The organism is Paraburkholderia sp. Clong3, from assembly GCF_050436485.1.
Taxonomy (GTDB): Bacteria; Pseudomonadota; Gammaproteobacteria; order Burkholderiales; family Burkholderiaceae; genus Paraburkholderia; species Paraburkholderia tuberum.
The window spans coordinates 2,084,182-2,101,389 of the sequence record NZ_JBNDMH010000002.1 but is presented as its reverse complement, the minus strand read 5'-3'; the positions used below and the strand labels follow the sequence as shown (position 1 = coordinate 2,101,389).

16 protein-coding genes are annotated in these 17,208 nt (G+C 64.9%); 9 read left to right on the top strand and 7 right to left on the bottom strand.

The window, feature by feature from the left end:
• Positions 1 to 248: 248 nt before the first annotated feature.
• The gene (locus OKW30_RS13925; protein WP_184065508.1) at positions 249 to 1,025 is read right to left on the bottom strand and encodes an ABC transporter substrate-binding protein; all 777 of its coding nucleotides are present in this window, start codon (positions 1,023 to 1,025) and stop codon (positions 249 to 251) included.
• A gap of 579 nt (positions 1,026 to 1,604) precedes the next feature.
• Between OKW30_RS13925 and OKW30_RS13920 the strand changes: the two genes are divergently transcribed.
• Positions 1,605 to 2,315 carry a pirin family protein gene (locus tag OKW30_RS13920; RefSeq protein WP_429346937.1) on the top strand — a complete coding sequence of 237 codons (711 nt, stop codon included), beginning with the start codon at positions 1,605 to 1,607 and terminating at the stop codon, positions 2,313 to 2,315.
• A gap of 134 nt (positions 2,316 to 2,449) precedes the next feature.
• Here the strand turns inward: OKW30_RS13920 and OKW30_RS13915 are convergent, their stop codons facing one another.
• Entirely contained in the window at positions 2,450 to 2,983 is a 534-nt protein-coding gene (locus OKW30_RS13915; protein ID WP_018419779.1) for a periplasmic heavy metal sensor, read from the bottom strand.
• Between the two features lie 218 nt (positions 2,984 to 3,201).
• Here OKW30_RS13915 and OKW30_RS13910 point away from each other — a divergent pair, with 218 nt between their 5' ends.
• A complete protein-coding gene (locus OKW30_RS13910) occupies positions 3,202 to 3,927 on the top strand; it encodes a response regulator (RefSeq protein ID WP_184065514.1) in 726 nt (241 codons plus the stop codon).
• Complete coding sequence (locus tag OKW30_RS13905; protein ID WP_090803562.1) at positions 3,911 to 5,227, top strand: ATP-binding protein; 1,317 nt, start codon at positions 3,911 to 3,913, stop codon at positions 5,225 to 5,227. The genes OKW30_RS13910 and OKW30_RS13905 overlap by 17 nt, the downstream gene beginning before the upstream one ends.
• 61 nt (positions 5,228 to 5,288) lie before the next feature.
• Here the strand turns inward: OKW30_RS13905 and OKW30_RS13900 are convergent, their stop codons facing one another.
• Together OKW30_RS13900 and OKW30_RS13895 are read right to left on the bottom strand one after the other, a co-directional pair.
• The gene (locus OKW30_RS13900) at positions 5,289 to 5,555 is read right to left on the bottom strand and encodes a hypothetical protein (protein ID WP_018419782.1); all 267 of its coding nucleotides are present in this window, start codon (positions 5,553 to 5,555) and stop codon (positions 5,289 to 5,291) included.
• Between the two features lie 194 nt (positions 5,556 to 5,749).
• Entirely contained in the window at positions 5,750 to 7,441 is a 1,692-nt protein-coding gene (locus OKW30_RS13895) for a sensor domain-containing diguanylate cyclase (RefSeq protein WP_184065517.1), read from the bottom strand.
• A 782-nt stretch (positions 7,442 to 8,223) separates the two neighbouring features.
• Here OKW30_RS13895 and OKW30_RS13890 point away from each other — a divergent pair.
• Both OKW30_RS13890 and OKW30_RS13885 read left to right on the top strand, forming a co-directional pair.
• The gene (locus OKW30_RS13890) at positions 8,224 to 9,975 is read left to right on the top strand and encodes an ABC transporter permease (RefSeq protein WP_429346936.1); all 1,752 of its coding nucleotides are present in this window, start codon (positions 8,224 to 8,226) and stop codon (positions 9,973 to 9,975) included.
• Between the two features lie 19 nt (positions 9,976 to 9,994).
• Positions 9,995 to 11,341, top strand: coding sequence for an AAA-associated domain-containing protein (locus OKW30_RS13885; RefSeq protein ID WP_026225663.1), 1,347 nt, complete (start codon positions 9,995 to 9,997; stop codon positions 11,339 to 11,341).
• Positions 11,342 to 11,406: 65 nt separating this feature from the next.
• On the opposite strand, the gene OKW30_RS13880 is transcribed toward OKW30_RS13885, so the two are convergent.
• The 3 genes from OKW30_RS13880 to OKW30_RS13870 all read right to left on the bottom strand — a co-directional run bounded on the left by OKW30_RS13880 (position 11,407) and on the right by OKW30_RS13870 (position 13,916).
• Positions 11,407 to 11,943, bottom strand: coding sequence for a hypothetical protein (locus OKW30_RS13880; RefSeq protein WP_429346935.1), 537 nt, complete (start codon positions 11,941 to 11,943; stop codon positions 11,407 to 11,409).
• The gene (locus OKW30_RS13875; RefSeq protein ID WP_429346934.1) at positions 11,940 to 12,518 is read right to left on the bottom strand and encodes a hypothetical protein; all 579 of its coding nucleotides are present in this window, start codon (positions 12,516 to 12,518) and stop codon (positions 11,940 to 11,942) included. Before OKW30_RS13875 ends, OKW30_RS13880 begins: the two co-directional genes overlap by 4 nt.
• A gap of 339 nt (positions 12,519 to 12,857) precedes the next feature.
• Positions 12,858 to 13,916, bottom strand: coding sequence for a sigma-54 interaction domain-containing protein (locus tag OKW30_RS13870; protein WP_429346933.1), 1,059 nt, complete (start codon positions 13,914 to 13,916; stop codon positions 12,858 to 12,860).
• A gap of 398 nt (positions 13,917 to 14,314) precedes the next feature.
• Here OKW30_RS13870 and OKW30_RS13865 point away from each other — a divergent pair, with 398 nt between their 5' ends.
• The 4 genes from OKW30_RS13865 (at position 14,315) to OKW30_RS13850 (ending at position 17,044) form a co-directional block, all read left to right on the top strand.
• Positions 14,315 to 14,632, top strand: a complete 318-nt coding sequence (locus tag OKW30_RS13865; protein ID WP_184059523.1) for a DUF883 family protein — start codon at positions 14,315 to 14,317, stop codon at positions 14,630 to 14,632.
• Between the two features lie 99 nt (positions 14,633 to 14,731).
• A complete protein-coding gene (locus OKW30_RS13860) occupies positions 14,732 to 14,983 on the top strand; it encodes a hypothetical protein (RefSeq protein ID WP_429346932.1) in 252 nt (83 codons plus the stop codon).
• A 269-nt stretch (positions 14,984 to 15,252) separates the two neighbouring features.
• Entirely contained in the window at positions 15,253 to 16,653 is a 1,401-nt protein-coding gene (locus OKW30_RS13855; RefSeq protein ID WP_184065533.1) for a sigma-54-dependent transcriptional regulator, read from the top strand.
• Between the two features lie 121 nt (positions 16,654 to 16,774).
• A complete protein-coding gene (locus OKW30_RS13850) occupies positions 16,775 to 17,044 on the top strand; it encodes a hypothetical protein (RefSeq protein WP_184065536.1) in 270 nt (89 codons plus the stop codon).
• Positions 17,045 to 17,208 lie beyond the last annotated feature (164 nt).

Sequence of the window (17,208 nt, the reverse complement as noted above, 5' to 3'; positions counted from 1 at the left end):
GCGGTCCGCGTAGCGCCGCGTCGGGGACGAGCGCCTGGCTCGCCGTGATCCGCAGCGCACAGCGTGCCGCTGTGCAAATCATGCTGCAGAAACGTTGGTGCTCCTGCAGCGCGCTTGTGGGACTTTCGTCTCGGATTGTTTTGAATCTACTGCCTGGTGAATCTACTGCCTGGTGTCGCCACCTTCGTTGCCGCTTTCACTGCCACCGGCACGAGCCGGCTTACCACGCAGTATCCTGCCTGTTTCGCTCAACGGCCGGGATAAATGTCGAAATCGAAGTACTGCTTTTCGAGCTTCTTGAACGTGCCGTCCTGATGAACCTCGGCGAGCGCCTGATTGAACTTCGCCTTCAGCTCGGCATCGCCCTTGCGCAGACCGATCGCGGTGCCTTCGCCGATCGTCTGCGGATCCTTCACTTCCGGACCGGCCCAGGAGAACCCTTTGCCGCGCGGCGTCTTCAGAAAACCGGCGTCGGCCTGCACTTCGTCCTGCAGCGCGGCGTCGAGGCGCCCCGACGCGAGATCCGCGTACACCTCGTCCTGATTCTGGTACGACACGACGAGCACGCCCTTCGGCTCCCACCAGGCCTTCGCGTACTGTTCCTGCGTCGAACCCTGCTCGACGCCGACGTGCTTGCCTTTCAGCGATTCAGGGGTGGGCCGAAGCGGCGAACCGGTTTTCGCAATCATGCGGGCGGGCGCGTCGAGCATCCTGTCGGAGAAGTCGATCTGCTCGCGGCGCTTGTCGGTGACGCTCAGCGAGGAAACGATCGCGTCGAACTTGCGAGCTTTCAGCGCCGGGATGATGCCATCGAGATCCTGCGCGACCCACACGCACTTCACGTTCATCTTCGCGCACAGCGCGCGGGTCAGATCGGCATCGAAACCGACGATGTCGCCATCAGGCGCCTTCGATTCGAATGGCGGATAACTGGCGTCGACCCCGATGCGCACCGTTTTCCATTCTTTCGCCGTCGCGCCGGTGGCCATGACTGCCAGAGCCACGCACAGTGCGAACTTCTTCATGTTTCTCCTGAATCAAACTGATCGTCGTAATGACACGACTCGACGAGCACCGGCCGAGGGCCGACGGTCGCTATTCTAGGCGGTCAAAATTGCCGTGCCGCAGGGATTGTCGCCGCGCTCTGGTCGTCCTTGCGCGGGCGGTTAGTCCGACGTGGCGCGCCGGTCCGGCGCGTTCGGTGCTTGTCGGGCGTGGCTCGCACGGTGTGGTGCCGAGTCGAAGCCCGTCGCGCACCGGTTGCGGCCGGCCCGCCGAGGCTTGCCGGCGCGGCCTGCACGTCCCGTGGGACGTCCACGCGGCTTGAAAAGCGCGGTATTTTACCCGAAGAGCGGCAAGCTGCCAGCGCAGCGCGGCATCGAGCGGCAAGACGCCGTGCAACGCGTTGTGCGTGCGCGACGCCGGCGCGGTTTTGCGGGCGCCGGGCATCCGGGCGCCGGGCGTTCCGCGCGATGGGCTCGCCGGTCGCGCGATTGCATGCAGCGATGGAACGCTGCGGTGCGGTTGCGCACGATTGTTATAAGGGGGCGCAACCCCTACATTCCCGGCATCGCTCTGATTGATTATTTACCGGGAGACTTTCCATGATCGAGATTCGCCGCTCCGCAGAACGCGGTCATGCCAACCACGGCTGGCTCGACTCGTATCACAGCTTCTCGTTTGCCGATTACCGCGACCCCGAGCACGTGCACTTCGGGCCGCTGCGCGTGATCAACGAAGACCGCATCGCCGGCGGTCAGGGTTTCGGCGCGCACGGGCATCGCGACATGGAGATCGTCACGTATGTGCTCGAAGGCGCGCTCGCGCATCGCGACAGCATGGGCAATGGCTCGACGATCCGTCCCGGCGACGTGCAGCGCATGAGCGCGGGCACCGGCGTGCAGCATAGCGAGTTCAACGCGTCGCGCGACGAACTCGTGCACTTGCTGCAGATCTGGATCATCCCGCGCCGCGCGGGCGACCAGCCCGGCTACGAGGAAAAGCGCTTCGACGCCGACAGCAAGCGCGGCCGCCTGCGCGTGATCGCGTCGCCCGACGGTCGTGACGGCTCGGTGACGATCCATGCGGACGCGTCGATCTACGCGGGACTGTTCGACGGCGCCGAACACGCGACGTTCGCGCTGCCGGCGGGGCGCCTCGGCTATCTGCACGTCGCGCGCGGCACGCTGAGCGTAAACGGCACGGTGCTCGAGGCGGGCGATGCCGCGAAGCTCAGCGACGTCGACACGGTGACGCTGGAAAAGGGCGACGACGCGGAAGTGCTGCTGTTCGATCTGGGTCAGTTGAACCGCTGATTCAAGCAGTTGATTCGCGCGGGCCGCCGATCGAGCGGCGAGCAGCGCCAAACAGCAACGCCACGGAAAACCTCTTCCGTGGCGTTTTTCTATTAGCGAGGCGCCCTCCCTGGTCCGCCTCGCGAATGCGCCGCTTATTGATTGGCGGCCGGCGCCGACGCGGCGCCCTTGTGATGCTCCCAGCGCTCGCGCATCTTCTCGTGACGCTGCTCCATCCGCGCGAAGCGCTGCTTCAGCGCCGTGCTGACGGTGGTCTTCTGCTGGTCGTTCAGGCCGTTATAGAACTTCAGCCACGCGTCGGTGGTTTGCTGACGCAGTTGCGCGTCCTTCTGCTCGATCTGCTGATGCGTCGCGGCCATCGCGTTCAGATCGAGGATCGGCTGTTGCTGTGCGGCCTTGAACTGGTCTTGAACCTGCTTGTGGTTGGCGCGCATCGCTTCGTGGTTCTGCTTCATCGTATCGAGCGCGTTTTGCCACAGCTTTTCCTGATCCGCGTTCAGCTTCAGCTGGTCGTGGAGTTGGGTCAGTTCCTTCATGAAGTGGCCATGCCAGCCGCCGGGCCCGCCGTGCGCCTGCTCGGCGGGTTGGGCGGCGTAAGCGGCGCCCGCGCCGATGGCGAGAGCGGTGGCAGCAACGGCGAGAACGCGCGACATCTTTTTGGTGGACATATGAGGCTCCTTGTAATGGAATAGCCGACGAAGCAACCGGTCTTTGGACTGCCTGCACTCGGTAAGGCACAGCGTAGAGAACCGGGTGCGCCGCTGTGTTACGCGCCCGGACGCCGCTATTACCAGCAATTACGTGCGGCTTTCACCGTAACACCCGGTAACCCTTCAGACCGTTTGGAAAACGAAATCCCTTTTGGCTGCGCGTTAAACTTCATTCCATGGCTACTCAAATCCTGGTCGTCGACGACGACGTCGAACTGCGCGATCTGTTGCGCGACTATCTCGCCCGTCAGGGCATCGAAGTTTCGGTGCTGCACGACGCGGGCTCGCTCGAACGGCGCCTCGAGCGCGAGCGCCCCGACCTCATCGTGCTGGACCTGATGATGCCCGGCGTGGACGGCCTCACCGCGCTGCGCAAGCTGCGCGCGTCGGGCGACGATATCCCCGTCATCATGCTGACCGCGCGTGCGGACGACGTCGATCGTATCGTCGGGCTCGAACTCGGCGCGGACGATTACCTCGGCAAACCGTTCAATCCGCGCGAACTGCTCGCGCGCGTGCAGGCGGTGCTGCGGCGGCGCCGCACGCTGCCGTCGGCGGCCGCGCCCGAGCAGCGCGAGCCGTTCAGCTTCGGTCGCTTCACGCTGGATTTCCAGTCGCGCACGCTGCATCTCGAAGACAAGCCGCTCCCGCTGTCGGGCAGCGAGTTCGCGCTGCTGAAGATTTTCGTCAATCACCCCATGCGCACGCTCACGCGCGAGCGCCTGCTGGAACTGCTGCACGGTCCCGAGTACGACGGCACCGACCGCGGCATCGACGTGCAGGTGTGGCGCCTGCGTCGCATTCTCGAAACCGATCCATCCACGCCGCGCTTCATCCAGACCGTGCGCGGCCGCGGTTACGTGTTCGTGCCGGACGGCGAGCAGCATGCGTCGGCCCATTGATTCGCTGTTCGGGCGGCTCGCGCTGCTCGTCGTCGCGGTGCTGTTGCTGTCGCATTTCGCGTGGTACGCGCTGATGCGACTCGAACGTTCGCAACTGCAGACGCGCTACGCGGTCGAGGAAGCGACCTTCCTCGTCGACGCGGTGCGTCAGCACGTCGCCCGCACACCGGATCAACCGCTGCCGTCGCGTGTGAAGCTGGTCGACCCGGCGAGCCCGGACGTGCCGGCGGCCAGCGCTAACATGCCGCCGCCGCTCGCGCGTTTCGTCGAGGACGTGCGCGACCGCATGCCGGCCGACACCCAGGTGCGCGTCGGTCCGCCCGGCGCTCCGCCCATGCTATGGGTGCGCGCCGTGACCGATCAGAACTGGATCGTCGTGCCGGTGCAGCCGCTGCGCATGCCGCGCTCGCTCGACCGCACGGTCTTGTGGCTCGTCATCATTTTCTCGTTTGCGGTGATGGCGGCGCTGTTCGCCGCTTGGGCGCTGCAGCGGCCGCTGCGCTTGCTCGCGCAGGCGGTGGCGCGCTTCGGTCGCGGGCTGCCGGTGCCGCCGGTGCCCGAGCGCGGGCCGCGCGAGTTGCGGCAACTCACCCATGGCTTCAATCAGATGGTGCAGGAAGTCGCGCGCACCGAGAACGATCGCGCGGTGATGCTTGCCGGTGTCGCGCATGACCTGAAGACGCCGCTCGCGCGTCTGCGGCTGCGCGCCGAAATGATGGACGACGCGAAGACGCGCGACGGCGTCGTGCGCGACGTCGATTCGATGACGCATATCGTCGAGCAGTTCCTGCTGTTCGCGCACGACGGCGCGGACCGCAGCGAACCCGTGGAAGTGGATGCGCAGTGCGAGCGTGTCGTGCGCAGCTATCGGGCGGTGGCCACCAGTGCGCCGACCGTGCACACGGAACTGAACGCCGGGCCGTCATTTCTGCTGCCGGCGGCCACGCTCGACCGGATCCTGTCGAATCTGATCGACAACGCGCATGCGTATGGCGCGCCGCCGGTGGTCGTCGCGACCGCGCGCACACCGCAGAGCTTTACGCTATCAATTAGCGACAGCGGCACGGGCATCGCCGCCCAGGACCTGATCAACGCGAGCCGGCCGTTCGTGCGGCTCGATCCGGCGCGAGGCGGCAACGGCCATAGCGGGCTGGGCCTTGCGATCGTCGAGCGGCTCGTGCGGCGCGCGGGCGGTGAATGGGAAATCGGCAATCATGGCGGCCGCGGTTTGCGGGTGTTGATGAGTTTTCCGTTCGACGTGCTGCCGCGGGTCGCGACCGCCTCGGAAAACGCCTGGTAGAAGCAGGGGTGTTGGAGTCGCGATGCGCGCGCGAGGCGTCGGCATCGCGAGCGGCGAGAGCTCAGTCCGAAAACAGCGTATTCAACGCGTTCGCCGTTTCGCTATCGACGGTATTCCACGTCACCGATTCCGCCTCGAAAATATAGTGCGTCGTATATTTGCCGAGGCGCGCGAGTATTTCCTCCTGAATCAGTTCCGGCGCGACCTCCAGTTTCAGATACCACGCGGTCGACGACAGACGCGTCTGGAACGCGCCGTATTCGGCGAGCAGATGGTCGAAAGCATCAGCGTCGTGATCGCGACAGACGATCACCAGATTTCCCTTCATGCGAATCTCCCGTTAGTGCGGTAGTGACAATCCGATATCAGGATTGATGATACCTGCTTCGTTGTGGGAGGCTCGGCGTCGTTTTCAGCGCGGGGCAGGGTGTCGGCGTGGGTTGGCTGAGCGGAGAGGGCGATACCGTCGCGCGCTGAATATTTCGGCGAGCGTCAGGCATTCACCAGGCATTCACCAGGCATTCACCAGGCATTCACCGCGGTGCGCGTAGGCGGCGCCGTATCGTCGGGCGGCAGTGCTTCGGTGCGGTCGCGCCCGCCGGTCTTCGCCGCATACAGCGCGGTATCGGCGCGGCTCATGAGACGCTCGGGCAGATCGTCGGGCGACAGTTCGGTGATGCCGATGCTCACGCTCAGCCCCGCCGAGGCCGGCAGCTTCGGCGAGGGCACCGCTTTCAACCGCAGCCGCAGACGCTCGACGACTTCGCGCCCGCCCGTCAGATCGGTGGCCGGCAGCAGCAGGCCGAACTCTTCGCCGCCGAGCCGGCCGACCGCGTCGGAGCCACGCAGCTCGGCGCGACACGTATCGACGAAATGTTCGAGCGCGCGGTCGCCGGCGGCGTGGCCGAAGCGGTCGTTGATCTGCTTGAAGTGGTCGAGATCGGCGATCGCCATGCACAGCGGCTCGCGCCCCGCGTGCGCGCGATCGATCTCGTGGCGCAGCAGGTCGAGGAAATAGCGCCGCGACAGCGCGCCGGTCAGCGCATCGTGCCGCGCCTCCGCCGATAGCAGCGTATTGGCCGACTGCAACTGCTCGGCGAGATCGCGTGTCGCGCGATGGTGGCGCCGCTCGCGCACGTAGGACACGGTGATCACCCACGCGAGCGCGACGGTGCCGGCGAGCGTCAGGAACACCAGCAGGTGGTCGCGCTTGTGGTTGCGCAGCAGCTCCGGCCACGCGGCGAGCGGATCGACCAGGTGCGCGGAGAGCCCCGAGTTCAGGCCGCCGCGGTTCTGATAGAGCGCCGGGGCCGGCCGTTCGATCATGCCGAACAGCTGCGCGGCGACCGACGCCGGCACCCACGGCGCCTGCTCACGCACTTGCGTGTCTTCGCGGATCAGCATGTCGGGGAACGTCTCCCGGCGGTAGATGATGCGCCGCTCGGCGGGGCTCATCAGCGTGACGCGCGAGTTTGGCAACGCGTGGCCTTCGAGCGCGCTGTTGTGCGCCATGATGATGACGCCGTTGTCGTCGGACACGAAGGTGCCCGCGTGCGCGACCCAGTGGCGCAACCGCGCGATGCCGACCTTCGCGACCACCGCGCCGACCAGCAGCCCGTCCGCGTACACCGGCGCGGCGATGAAGATGCCCGGCTCGCCGCTCGCGCGACCCACGCCGTAGGCTTCGGAGAATGCGCCGAGCAGCGCGTTGGTCAGATAGCCGCGCGCGCGCATGTCCACGCCGACGAACGATTGCTGCGCACCCTCGGGATTCGACATCGTGCCGCTCGACGCGACGCAAATGCCGTTCGCGTTGACGATCCAGACCTGATCGAGCCCGGAGAAGCCCTGCGCTTCGTGCAGGAACCTGCTGACCCCGGCCATCTTCGGATCCTTGAGCAAGGCGGCTCGCAAGGCGGGTTCCCCCGCCTCGCTGTTCACGGCATAATTCTGCGATTGCACGAGGGCACGCTGGACCACGTCCATTTCGGCCATGGTTGCGGGGATGGCGCGGGACATCGCGAGGTCGCTGGCAATCACTTCAGCCATGTTGTCGACGATCGACGTGGACATTTGCCGCTGCGTGCGCAACGCCGCGTCCAGCTCTTGCTGTACCATCCGGTCCGCGACCATGCCAGCCACGAACCAGCAGACGAGTACGATCAGCACGAAGCTGACCGGCCCGGCTACCTGGCGCAAGGTTGTCCTGTTCATCGACCCTCTGATCCGTCTGGCTGTGACATGCAACTTGCTCGTTCGTGGGCAGCGCGCTCTCAACGCTGTGTCGTTATCTGCATCAGCTGCGGTTTCGTCCCGTCGCGAGCGACGTGCGCTGCGCCGTCGCCATGCCCGGGATGATCCGCTGATAAACAGGTACGTCGTTTCCCGATTTTAACCGTCGCGGGGCACGATGCCACCGTTATTGCTGGGATGCCGCCTGCATATGCCGCGCCGATCAGGTTCTTAACGGCAGCCGCGCCGCTTTCTTGATAGCTGTGCGGGCCAATGAAGCGATCGAGCGACGATGGCCGGGGGCGATGCGCCGATGTGGCTTGCGCGCCACGCCGCGAGACGGCCTCGCGACGTGTCACGCTGAAGCACGCGGCAGCAGGGTACAGTGCGGCGCGGCGACGCGTGCCGGGGCTTGCTGAAGCCTTACGCCACGGCCTCGCGAGGCCGTATCGCAATTTGCGGCGAAAGGTTGTGCCTGAAACATAGGATGGTGTAGTGTCGTGCCGTCCAAAACGAGAAAAGCCCGCCAGCCCTCGGGCGGCGCCCGCGGCGACAGGAGTTCGGCGTGATGGTTGTGGTCGTGGGCGACGCGTTCACGAACCAGTCCATTGCCGGACCATGTGTCTCCAACGCTAACGATTTACCACGCACGCGCGTTTTGCCATGCCTGATTTCCGCTTTCCGGACCGACCCATAGACCGCCGCGGAGCAGCCGCGGCCTCCTTCGAGCGTTCGAATGCCTGTTTGAAGAGGGAGGGCATCTGATGGATTTCAGCTTCAACCTGAACCGCACCGCCAATGCGTCGGCATGGCGCGTGTTGCCCAACCGCTGGGACTTCGTCGCGTTCCCGCTGATCATCTGCCTGATCGCGATGGCGTCGATCGGCTTTCACGAGACGCTCGCGCCGATGTCGACGCTAAAGACGCAGGCGATCTCGCTCGATCCGGCCAACCTGCCCGAGTACGCGATGCGCACCACGCTGCGCATGCTCGCGGCGATGGTCGCGTCGCTGATCTTCACGTTGGTCTACGGGACGCTGGCCGCCAAGAGCCGCCGCGCCGGTCTCGTGCTGGTGCCGATCCTCGACATCCTGCAGTCGGTGCCGGTGCTCGGCTACATCTCGTTCACGGTCACGTTCTTCCTCGCGATGTTCCCGGGGCGCGTGCTCGGCGCCGAACTCGCCGCGATCTTCGCGATCTTCACGAGCCAGGCGTGGAACATGACGTTCAGCTTCTATCAGTCGCTGCGCACGGTGCCGCGCGATCTCGACGAAGTCTCGCGCGGCTTTCATCTGACTTCATGGCAGCGCTTCTGGAAACTCGAAGTGCCGTTCTCGATGCCCGGCCTGATCTGGAACATGATGATGTCGATGTCGGGCGGCTGGTTCTTCGTCGTGGCTTCCGAAGCGATCACGGTCGGCAATCATACGATTACGCTGCCGGGCATCGGCGCCTACCTGGCGCAGGCGATCAGCGACAAGAACCTGCACGCGATTGGCTGGGTCATCCTCGCGATGACGGTCGTGATTCTCGCGTACGACCAGTTGCTGTTCCGGCCGCTCGTCGCGTGGGCGGACAAGTTCCGCATGGAGTTCACGAGTTCGGGCGATGCGCCGGAATCGTGGCTGCTCGACCTGATCCGCCGCACGCGGCTGATTCACCGGTTGCTCGTGCCGCTCGGCTGGATGTTCGCGCGCGCGGCTCGGGTGCGCTTCCAACTGCCGGCGTTCAGCGCGCCGCGCTTTCACATCCCGCAGCGCGAGAAGAACTCGAAGCTCGGCGACTTCATCTGGGCGGCGATCGTGCTGCTCGCCACGGTGTATGTGGTGTACCGCGTGTTCCTGTATGTGCGTACCGGCGTGACGCTCGACGAGATCGGCCACGTGTTCGTGCTGGGCCTGATCACGCTCCTGCGCGTGGTCGTGCTGATCGCGATCGCTTCCGTGATCTGGGTGCCCGTCGGCGTGCTGATTGGCCTGCGCCCCGCGCTCGCGGAAAAGATGCAGCCACTCGCGCAGTTCCTCGCGGCGTTCCCGGCGAATTTGCTGTTCCCGGTTTTCGTGATCGCGATCGTGCGCTTTCACCTGAATCCGGACATTTGGCTATCGCCGCTGATCGTGCTCGGCACGCAGTGGTATATCCTGTTCAACGTGATTGCAGGTGCAAGCTCGTATCCGAACGACTACCGCGAGGCGGCCAAGAATTTCCACATTCGCGGCTGGCAGTGGTGGCGTCAGGCGATGCTGCCGGGCATTTTTCCGTACTACGTGACCGGTGCGATCACCGCGTCGGGCGGCGCGTGGAACGCGAGCATCGTTGCCGAGTTCGTGCAGTGGGGCGATACCAAGATCGCCGCGCATGGCCTCGGCGCCTATATCGCGCAGACTACCGCGGCGGGCGACTATCCGAAGATCATCGTGGGCATCGCCGTGATGTCCCTGTTCGTGACCCTGTTCAACCGTCTGCTGTGGCGTCCGATGTACGCCTACGCCGAGGGCAAGCTCCGTCTAGATTGAGAAATGAAGGCTTAACGCGATGCAAAATCCTAAAGCTGCTATGACCGCCGCGCCGATCCAGACGCCGCCGAAGCCCCCGCGCCTCGGCGAGGAAATCCTGCGCGTGAAGGACGTGTGCCGCGGCTTCAACAAGACGCAGGGCGAACTGCTCGTCCTCGACGACGCGAATCTGTCGCTGCGCGAGGGCGAGATCGTCGGTCTGCTTGGCCGTTCGGGCTCGGGCAAGTCGACGCTGTTGCGCATCATCGCCGGTCTGATCGAGCCGACCGACGGCGAAGTCACGTACATGGGCAAGCCGCTCGCAGGTCCGGCCAAGGGTGTCGCGATGGTGTTCCAGACCTTCGCGCTGTTTCCGTGGCTGACCGTGCTGCAGAACGTGGAAGCGGGTCTCGAGGCGCAAGGCGTCGGTGCGTCGGAGCGGCGCACGCGCGCGCTCGCCGCGATCGACCTGATCGGCCTCGACGGCTTCGAAAACGCGTATCCGCGCGAGTTGTCGGGCGGCATGCGCCAGCGCGTCGGCTTTGCGCGCGCGCTCGTCGTCGATCCGACGCTGCTGCTGATGGACGAGCCGTTCTCCGCGCTCGACGTGCTGACCGCCGAAACGCTGCGTACCGACCTGCTCGATCTCTGGACGCAGGGGCGCATGCCGATCAAGGCGGTGCTGATCGTGACGCACAACATCGAGGAAGCGGTGTTCATGTGCGACCGCATTCTGGTGCTGTCGTCGAACCCGGGCCGCGTGATCGCCGAGATCAAGGTGCCGTTCAAGCATCCGCGCAACCGTCTGGACCCGGCATTCCGCCGCCTCGTCGACGAGATCTACGCGAAGATGACCGCGCGTCAGACCGACGAAAAGACCAAGAAGGGGCTGGAGCTCGGTAGCTGGCTGCCGCACGTGTCGACCAACCTGATGGCCGGTCTGATCGAAACGCTCGCCGCCGCGCCGTATCACGGCCGCGCGGACATGCCGGAAATCGCGCGCTCGCTGCATCTGGAGGTCGACGATCTGTTCCCGATCGCCGAAGTGCTGCAGCACCTCGGTTTCGCCGACGTGCGCGAGGGCGACATTTTCCTGACGCCGCCGGCGCGCGTGTTCTCCGAGTTCGGCACGCAGGAACGGAAGATGATGTTCGCCGAGCATCTGCTGCGGCACGTGCCGCTCGCGGCGCGGATCAAGAAGGTGTTGAACGAGCGGCCCGGACATCGCGCGCCGCGCGTGCGTTTCGAGCAGGAGCTCGAGGACTTCCTGTCGGACAGCGCGGCGGAAGAGACGCTCGACGCGGTCATCAACTGGGGCCGTTACGGCGAGATCTTTTCGTATAACGACCAGACCGAAATCTTCAGTCTGGAAGACGTGGAGTCTTAAGCTTGGGTTGCCGCGGAAACGACTGCGGTTCAGACAAAAAAGCGGCGAGGAAAACCTCGCCGCTTTTATTGCAGATTGCCCCAGCGTGTAACCGCCGGCTCGGCCGTGGCCCACTTCCAACCCTTGTCCTGCTGGCACGCGCTCGCCGTGAACCACCTCTCGGGCGCGTTCGGGCCGTCGCCGTCCTGCACCGAGAACACGAAATCCTTGCACAGCGCGAGCGCCGAGCTGAACGCGCGGGTCACGCGCACCTCGCCATGGCCGTTTTCGATCGGCAAGGTGTGCTTGACCGACCACGGTTTCGTTTCGCCGACCGGCATCGTGCCGACCAGCGCCGCCATCAGATCCTGCTGATCCTTGTGCATGCTGCGCATGTAGCGCGCGACCGCTTCGTCGGTCGCGGCCTGCACGGCCACGCCGACGCCGAGCGCGACGGCCGGATTGCTGGTCACGAGGCCCGACGCGACACCCGCCGCCGCGCCGCTCGCGGCGCCGATCGACGCGCAGCCGCTCGCCAGCAGGCTCGCGCCGACGCATAGCGCGCCAGCCGCGATGAGCCGCATCCGATCACCCATCGGACCGCCAAGCGAACGCAATTTCATTGCAGCGCACCCCAGCGCTCGGTGGCGGGTTCGGCCGATGCCCAACGCCAGTCCTTACCATCACGGCAAACCGATGCGATGTAGAACGCGCTGCTCGCGGGCTTGTCGCGCGTTGCGTTTTGATCGACGGAAAAGACGATTTCCTTGCAGTCGAGCGGGCCGGTGCTGATCAGACGGCTGACGGTCACGCGGCCGTGTTCGTCGTCTTCGATTGGGAAAGAGTGGGTGATGCTCCACGGGGCGACCGCGCCGACCTCGAGCGGACCGGCCGCCTGCGCGATGCTGTTCTGCGTATTCGTGTGAACTACGCGCTCCGAGTACTGCACACCGGCGCGCGCGGCGGCGACCGCGCCAAGACCGATACCGGTCGCGACCGCCGCATTGCTGGTGACCTTGTTGGCGACCGCGGCGCCCGCGACACCGGCGCCCGCGACCGCGCCTTCCGTGTACAACGAACTACAGCCGCTCAATGCCGACGAAACCGCCAGCGCCAGCGCGATCAGCGCTGTTACGTGGGGGCGTTTGCCAGCGACAACGGACTTCGCGTTGACAGCCCACACCATGTTCTTTTGCATTTCTCCCGTCCCTGCCCGTACAGGTGCCTGCGTTCACGCTTCGCGCGTGTAAACGAAGGACACGTCGTTCATTATGCAGCCGCATTGTGCAGGATGCGTTTTGTAATTGGCAGCGAAAAAATGCAAGAAATTGCAAAACATCGTGCGCAGCGATGTTTTCTGTCGCATGGGCGGGCTTACCTGGCTCTGCCAGGTATTGGGGACATCAGGTGAATTTGCCGTCGGCGTGAGACGTTGAGCAGGTGAATTCGGTGCCGCGAAACGCGCGGCGAAAGGATCATGACGAACAGCGCAACAGCTGGCCGCCGCCATCGGCGGATGGCTCGCGTTGCACCGTGCCTATGAGCCGGCTTCGTCTTCCCCGCTTTCGTCGCCGTATGCGCTCAGCCGGTTGTACAGCGTTTTGAGGCTCACGCCGAGCGCTTTGGCAGCGCGTCGCTTGTCGCCGCCGCAGTACTTGAGGGTGCCGAGAATGATCTGCTTCTGCGCGTCGGCGAGCGGCGTGCCGATCCACACGCTCATCGCGTCGCCTTGCGTGACCGCTTTCTTGACTCGCGACGCAAGATGCGGATGCGGCAATTCAACCGTCTTTTCCGCGAGAATGAACGCGCGATATACGGCGTTCTTCAACTCGCGCACGTTGCCCGGCCACGACCATGAACGCAGCGTTTCGATCGAGCGTTTGCTGAAGCTCTTGTTGGTGCCTTCCTGCTGATTCAATTGCGCGAGGAAGTGTTGCGCGAGCAGTTCGCGATCGTTTTCGCGCTCGCGCAGCGGCGGCGCGCGCAGCGGAAACACCGCGAGCCGGTACATCAGATCCTCGCGCAAGCCGTTTTCCTTGACGGCTACCGCGGGGTCGCGATTGGTCGCTGCGATCACGCGCACGTTGCCGCTGATCAACTCGTTGCCGCCGACGCGATAGAACGTGCCGGTTTCGAGCGCGCGCAGCAGCTTGACCTGGCGCACCGGCGCCATTTCGGTGATTTCGTCCAGAAACAGCGTGCCGCCGTTCGCATGTTCGAAGTAGCCGACGCGGCCCTGGACCGCACCGGTGAAGCTGCCTTTTTCGTGGCCGAACAGTTCGGCTTCGATCAGCTCGTCGGGAATCGCGCCGCAGTTCACGGCGACGAACGCGCCGTCCTTGCGGCCGCTGCGCTCGTGAATGGTGCGGGCGATCAGCTCCTTGCCGGTGCCCGATTCGCCGATGATCAGCGCGGTCGCGTCGGTATCGGCGACGCGTTCGATCTGTTCATACAGATCGAGCATTACCGGCGACGAGCCGTACAGCAGCCCGTACGATTTCAGTCCCGCGACGGCGTCCGCGACGCGCTGCTTCGCTTGTGGCGAAGCATTGCCACCGGCGGACACGGTGGGCGAGTCCAGATCGATTGACGCCATAAAAAGGGAAGTCCTGTGCAAATGGAGTTCGTGTTGCGGCGCGCAGGCCTTGAATGCGATAGACCGTACAGCCACTATCTCATAAAAGACAATTTAACCACTTCGACACTGATTCCGGCAATCGAACTGGCAGCCGCTGAAATAGCCGTGCGAGCAATCGGTCGAAAGTGCGCGAAATTGGCTTTATCAGCGCGCTGGAGCGGTAAATATACCGGGCACATGCATTGCATCATTGACCGTTTGATCGAGTCGTGCGAGGTTTGACGGCTACGTCGCAGCGCCGCCGGCCAGCGCAAACCGGCAACCCGCATCGTGCGCCCGAAGCCCGAACTGTTGCACCGGTCGACGCACCGATTCCGCGGCAACGCACGAACGCCGAATCAGACGAGGAGTGAACGATGACTGACACCACACAACAACTTGCACTCGGCGGACAGAAGATCGTCGAGGATCTTCGGGTGCTGCTGAGGGACTCGGAGGAAATGCTGCGGCTCGCCGCCAACGTGCCGGGCGAAGGCGTCGGCGCCTTGCGCGACCGGCTCGGCACGCACGTGGAAACGCTGCAATCGACGCTCGGCGATGCGCAACGCAACGTGCATCGCCGGTATCGCGGGGCGGCGGTCAGCGCCGAGCACTATGTGCGCCATAACCCGTGGCGCTCGCTCGCGCTCGCGGCGGGCACCGGTTTTCTGCTCGGCGTGCTGGTCGCGCGTTAGACGCGGCGCAGAGAGCGGCGCTCGCATCGGCTCGCCGGAAGGCGTGGCGCACGCTTGGCGCGGCTGCATTCATCCGCATCACGATCCAAGGAGTTCATGATGACACGACCCACAATTGGTTTTTTTGGCGCATTGATGGCAATCGGCGGCTTCCTGGCGGTTCGCTACGTGCAACACAAGCGCACGGGCCAGGTCTCACCGGCGCGCGAGCTGAGCAGCTGGGAAAACGAGGGCGGCGCGGTGGCGGCGCCGGCGACTTTGTCGACCGAGCTGGCGCCCGCCTCGCACAGCGGCAACGGCTCGGGGCAGGTCAACGGCGAACACCGCGCATGGCCGTTTCCGCGCGGCTGACGCGGTTCGCTCGAATGCAACGGGGCCTGCTGCCGGCGCTTGGAACGGGATTGTTAAATGAATCTTATAAAGCCGTATAATAGGTAAATAGGCAACAATGACGCGGAAGTTGGCGCGAATTTGGTCGTCATTGTTGCAATTTTTCATCAAATGGTCGGCGGAACGGAACGCAGTCGATTCCGCGTCATGCAGCCGACCGGACCCAGCCGCATGCCCATTGGCATGTTCCGCATATTTTCTGACCCACGCTTGCAGGCTTTCGAAACGCGATGCCACATGTACTCATTGTCGATGACGACGCAGGTACCCGCGAGGCACTTTCCGCCGTCATCGGGGAAGACGGGCTGACGACCGCCACCGCGGGCGATCTGCGCGAAGCGCGTATTCAACTGATCCGGCAGATGCCGGACGTCGTTTTCACCGACCTGAAGCTGCCCGACGGCAGCGGGGTCGATCTGTTCGAAGATCTCGATCCGCGCTCCGGCGTCGAAGTGATCGTGATCACCGGCCACGCGACGGTCGAGTCGGCGGTCAGCGCACTGAAAATGGGCGCGGCCGACTACCTCGTGAAGCCGATCAACATGCAGCGCGTGAAGTCGATCTTGTCGCGCCTGCCGCGCGCCGGCGACCTGAAGGCCGAAATCGGCACGTTGCGCGGCGAGTTGCGCCGCATGGGCCGCTTCGGTCTGATGCTCGGCAATTCACCGGCGATGCAGGAGGTCTACGACCAGATCAGCCGCGTCGCGCCGACGGCGGCCTCGGTGATGCTCGTCGGCGAGTCGGGCACCGGCAAGGAAGTTGCCGCGCAGACGCTGCACGAGCTGAGCCTGCGCCGCAAGCACGCGTTCCTCGCGGTCAACTGCGGCGCGATTTCGCCGAATCTGATCGAATCGGAAATGTTCGGCCACGAGCGCGGTTCGTTCACCGGCGCGGACCGGCAGCACAAGGGCTATTTCGAGCGCGCGAACGGCGGCACGCTGTTCCTCGACGAAATCACCGAGATGCCGATCGAGCTGCAGGTAAAGCTGCTGCGCGTGCTCGAGACCGGCATGTTCATGCGCGTCGGCACGACCAAGGAAATCGAAACCGACGTGCGTCTGATCGCGGCCACCAATCGCGATCCCGAGCAGGCGGTGCTCGAAGGCAAGCTGCGGCTCGATCTGTACCACCGGCTGAACGTGTTTCCGATCAGCCTGCCGCCGCTGCGCGAGCGCGGCAAGGACGTCGAGCTGCTCGCGCAATCGTTCCTCGATGAGCTCAACGAGCGTCACGGCACGAAGAAGCATTTCCCTGTCGCGGTGAAGGACATGCTGCTGTCGTATCCGTGGCCGGGCAATGTGCGCGAGCTGAAGAACTACGTGCAGCGCGCGCACATCATGTCGAGCGCGGATTCGGATAGCACGGCGACGGTGCCGTTGCAAATCACGCTGTCGAAACCCGCGGCCGGCACCGCGATCACGATCCCGTTCGGCACCTCGCTCGCGGAAGCCGACCGTCAGCTGATTCTTGCGACGCTCGAGCAATGCGGCGGCGTGAAGACGCGCGCCGCGGAAATTCTCGGCATCAGCCTGAAGACGCTGTACAACCGGCTCGTCGAGTACGGCAACGATGCGCGCGACGACGGCGATCCCACCGACGAATCACGCGCACTCGGCGGCGCGGACGCCTGATCCGCGCCGCGTTCGCACGTCATCCGCGTCCCCCGTATCCGCCCGCCCGGGCTTCCGGGCGGGCACCCGAACGGCACAAGCCTTGCTGCGCTCCGGTGGAACGCAAAACGAGGTCACCGACATGCCGCACCTGCCGCCGCAACTGTCGTATTACGCCGCCATTTCCGCGCCGTCCAGGCGGTTGCACGCTCATCGGCCCGAACCGGTCGAGCCGCCCACTGCACCTCCCATCGCGCCGCCGGACCCGGCCGAACCCGACACGATCCCCGGCCCGACACCCGATCCGATCGAACCCGTCGAACCGGTCACGCCGCCGATCGGCGATCCGCCGCCGCAGCCAACGCAAACGCCTCAGGCCGCCGACCGTCCGTCGCGACCACGGCAATGTTGATACGACCGTCGATGTCGGCGCCCTGTCGCGCACTCGATGGAACCACATCCCGCACTGCAAGGCGTCATGCCCTGGGTCGGTGCAGAGCATTGCTGTAGTTGTTACAAAGCCGGCGCATGTTTTACCGGCAATTTACCGTTTCGCCCCCTAGACTGTAGGGATGC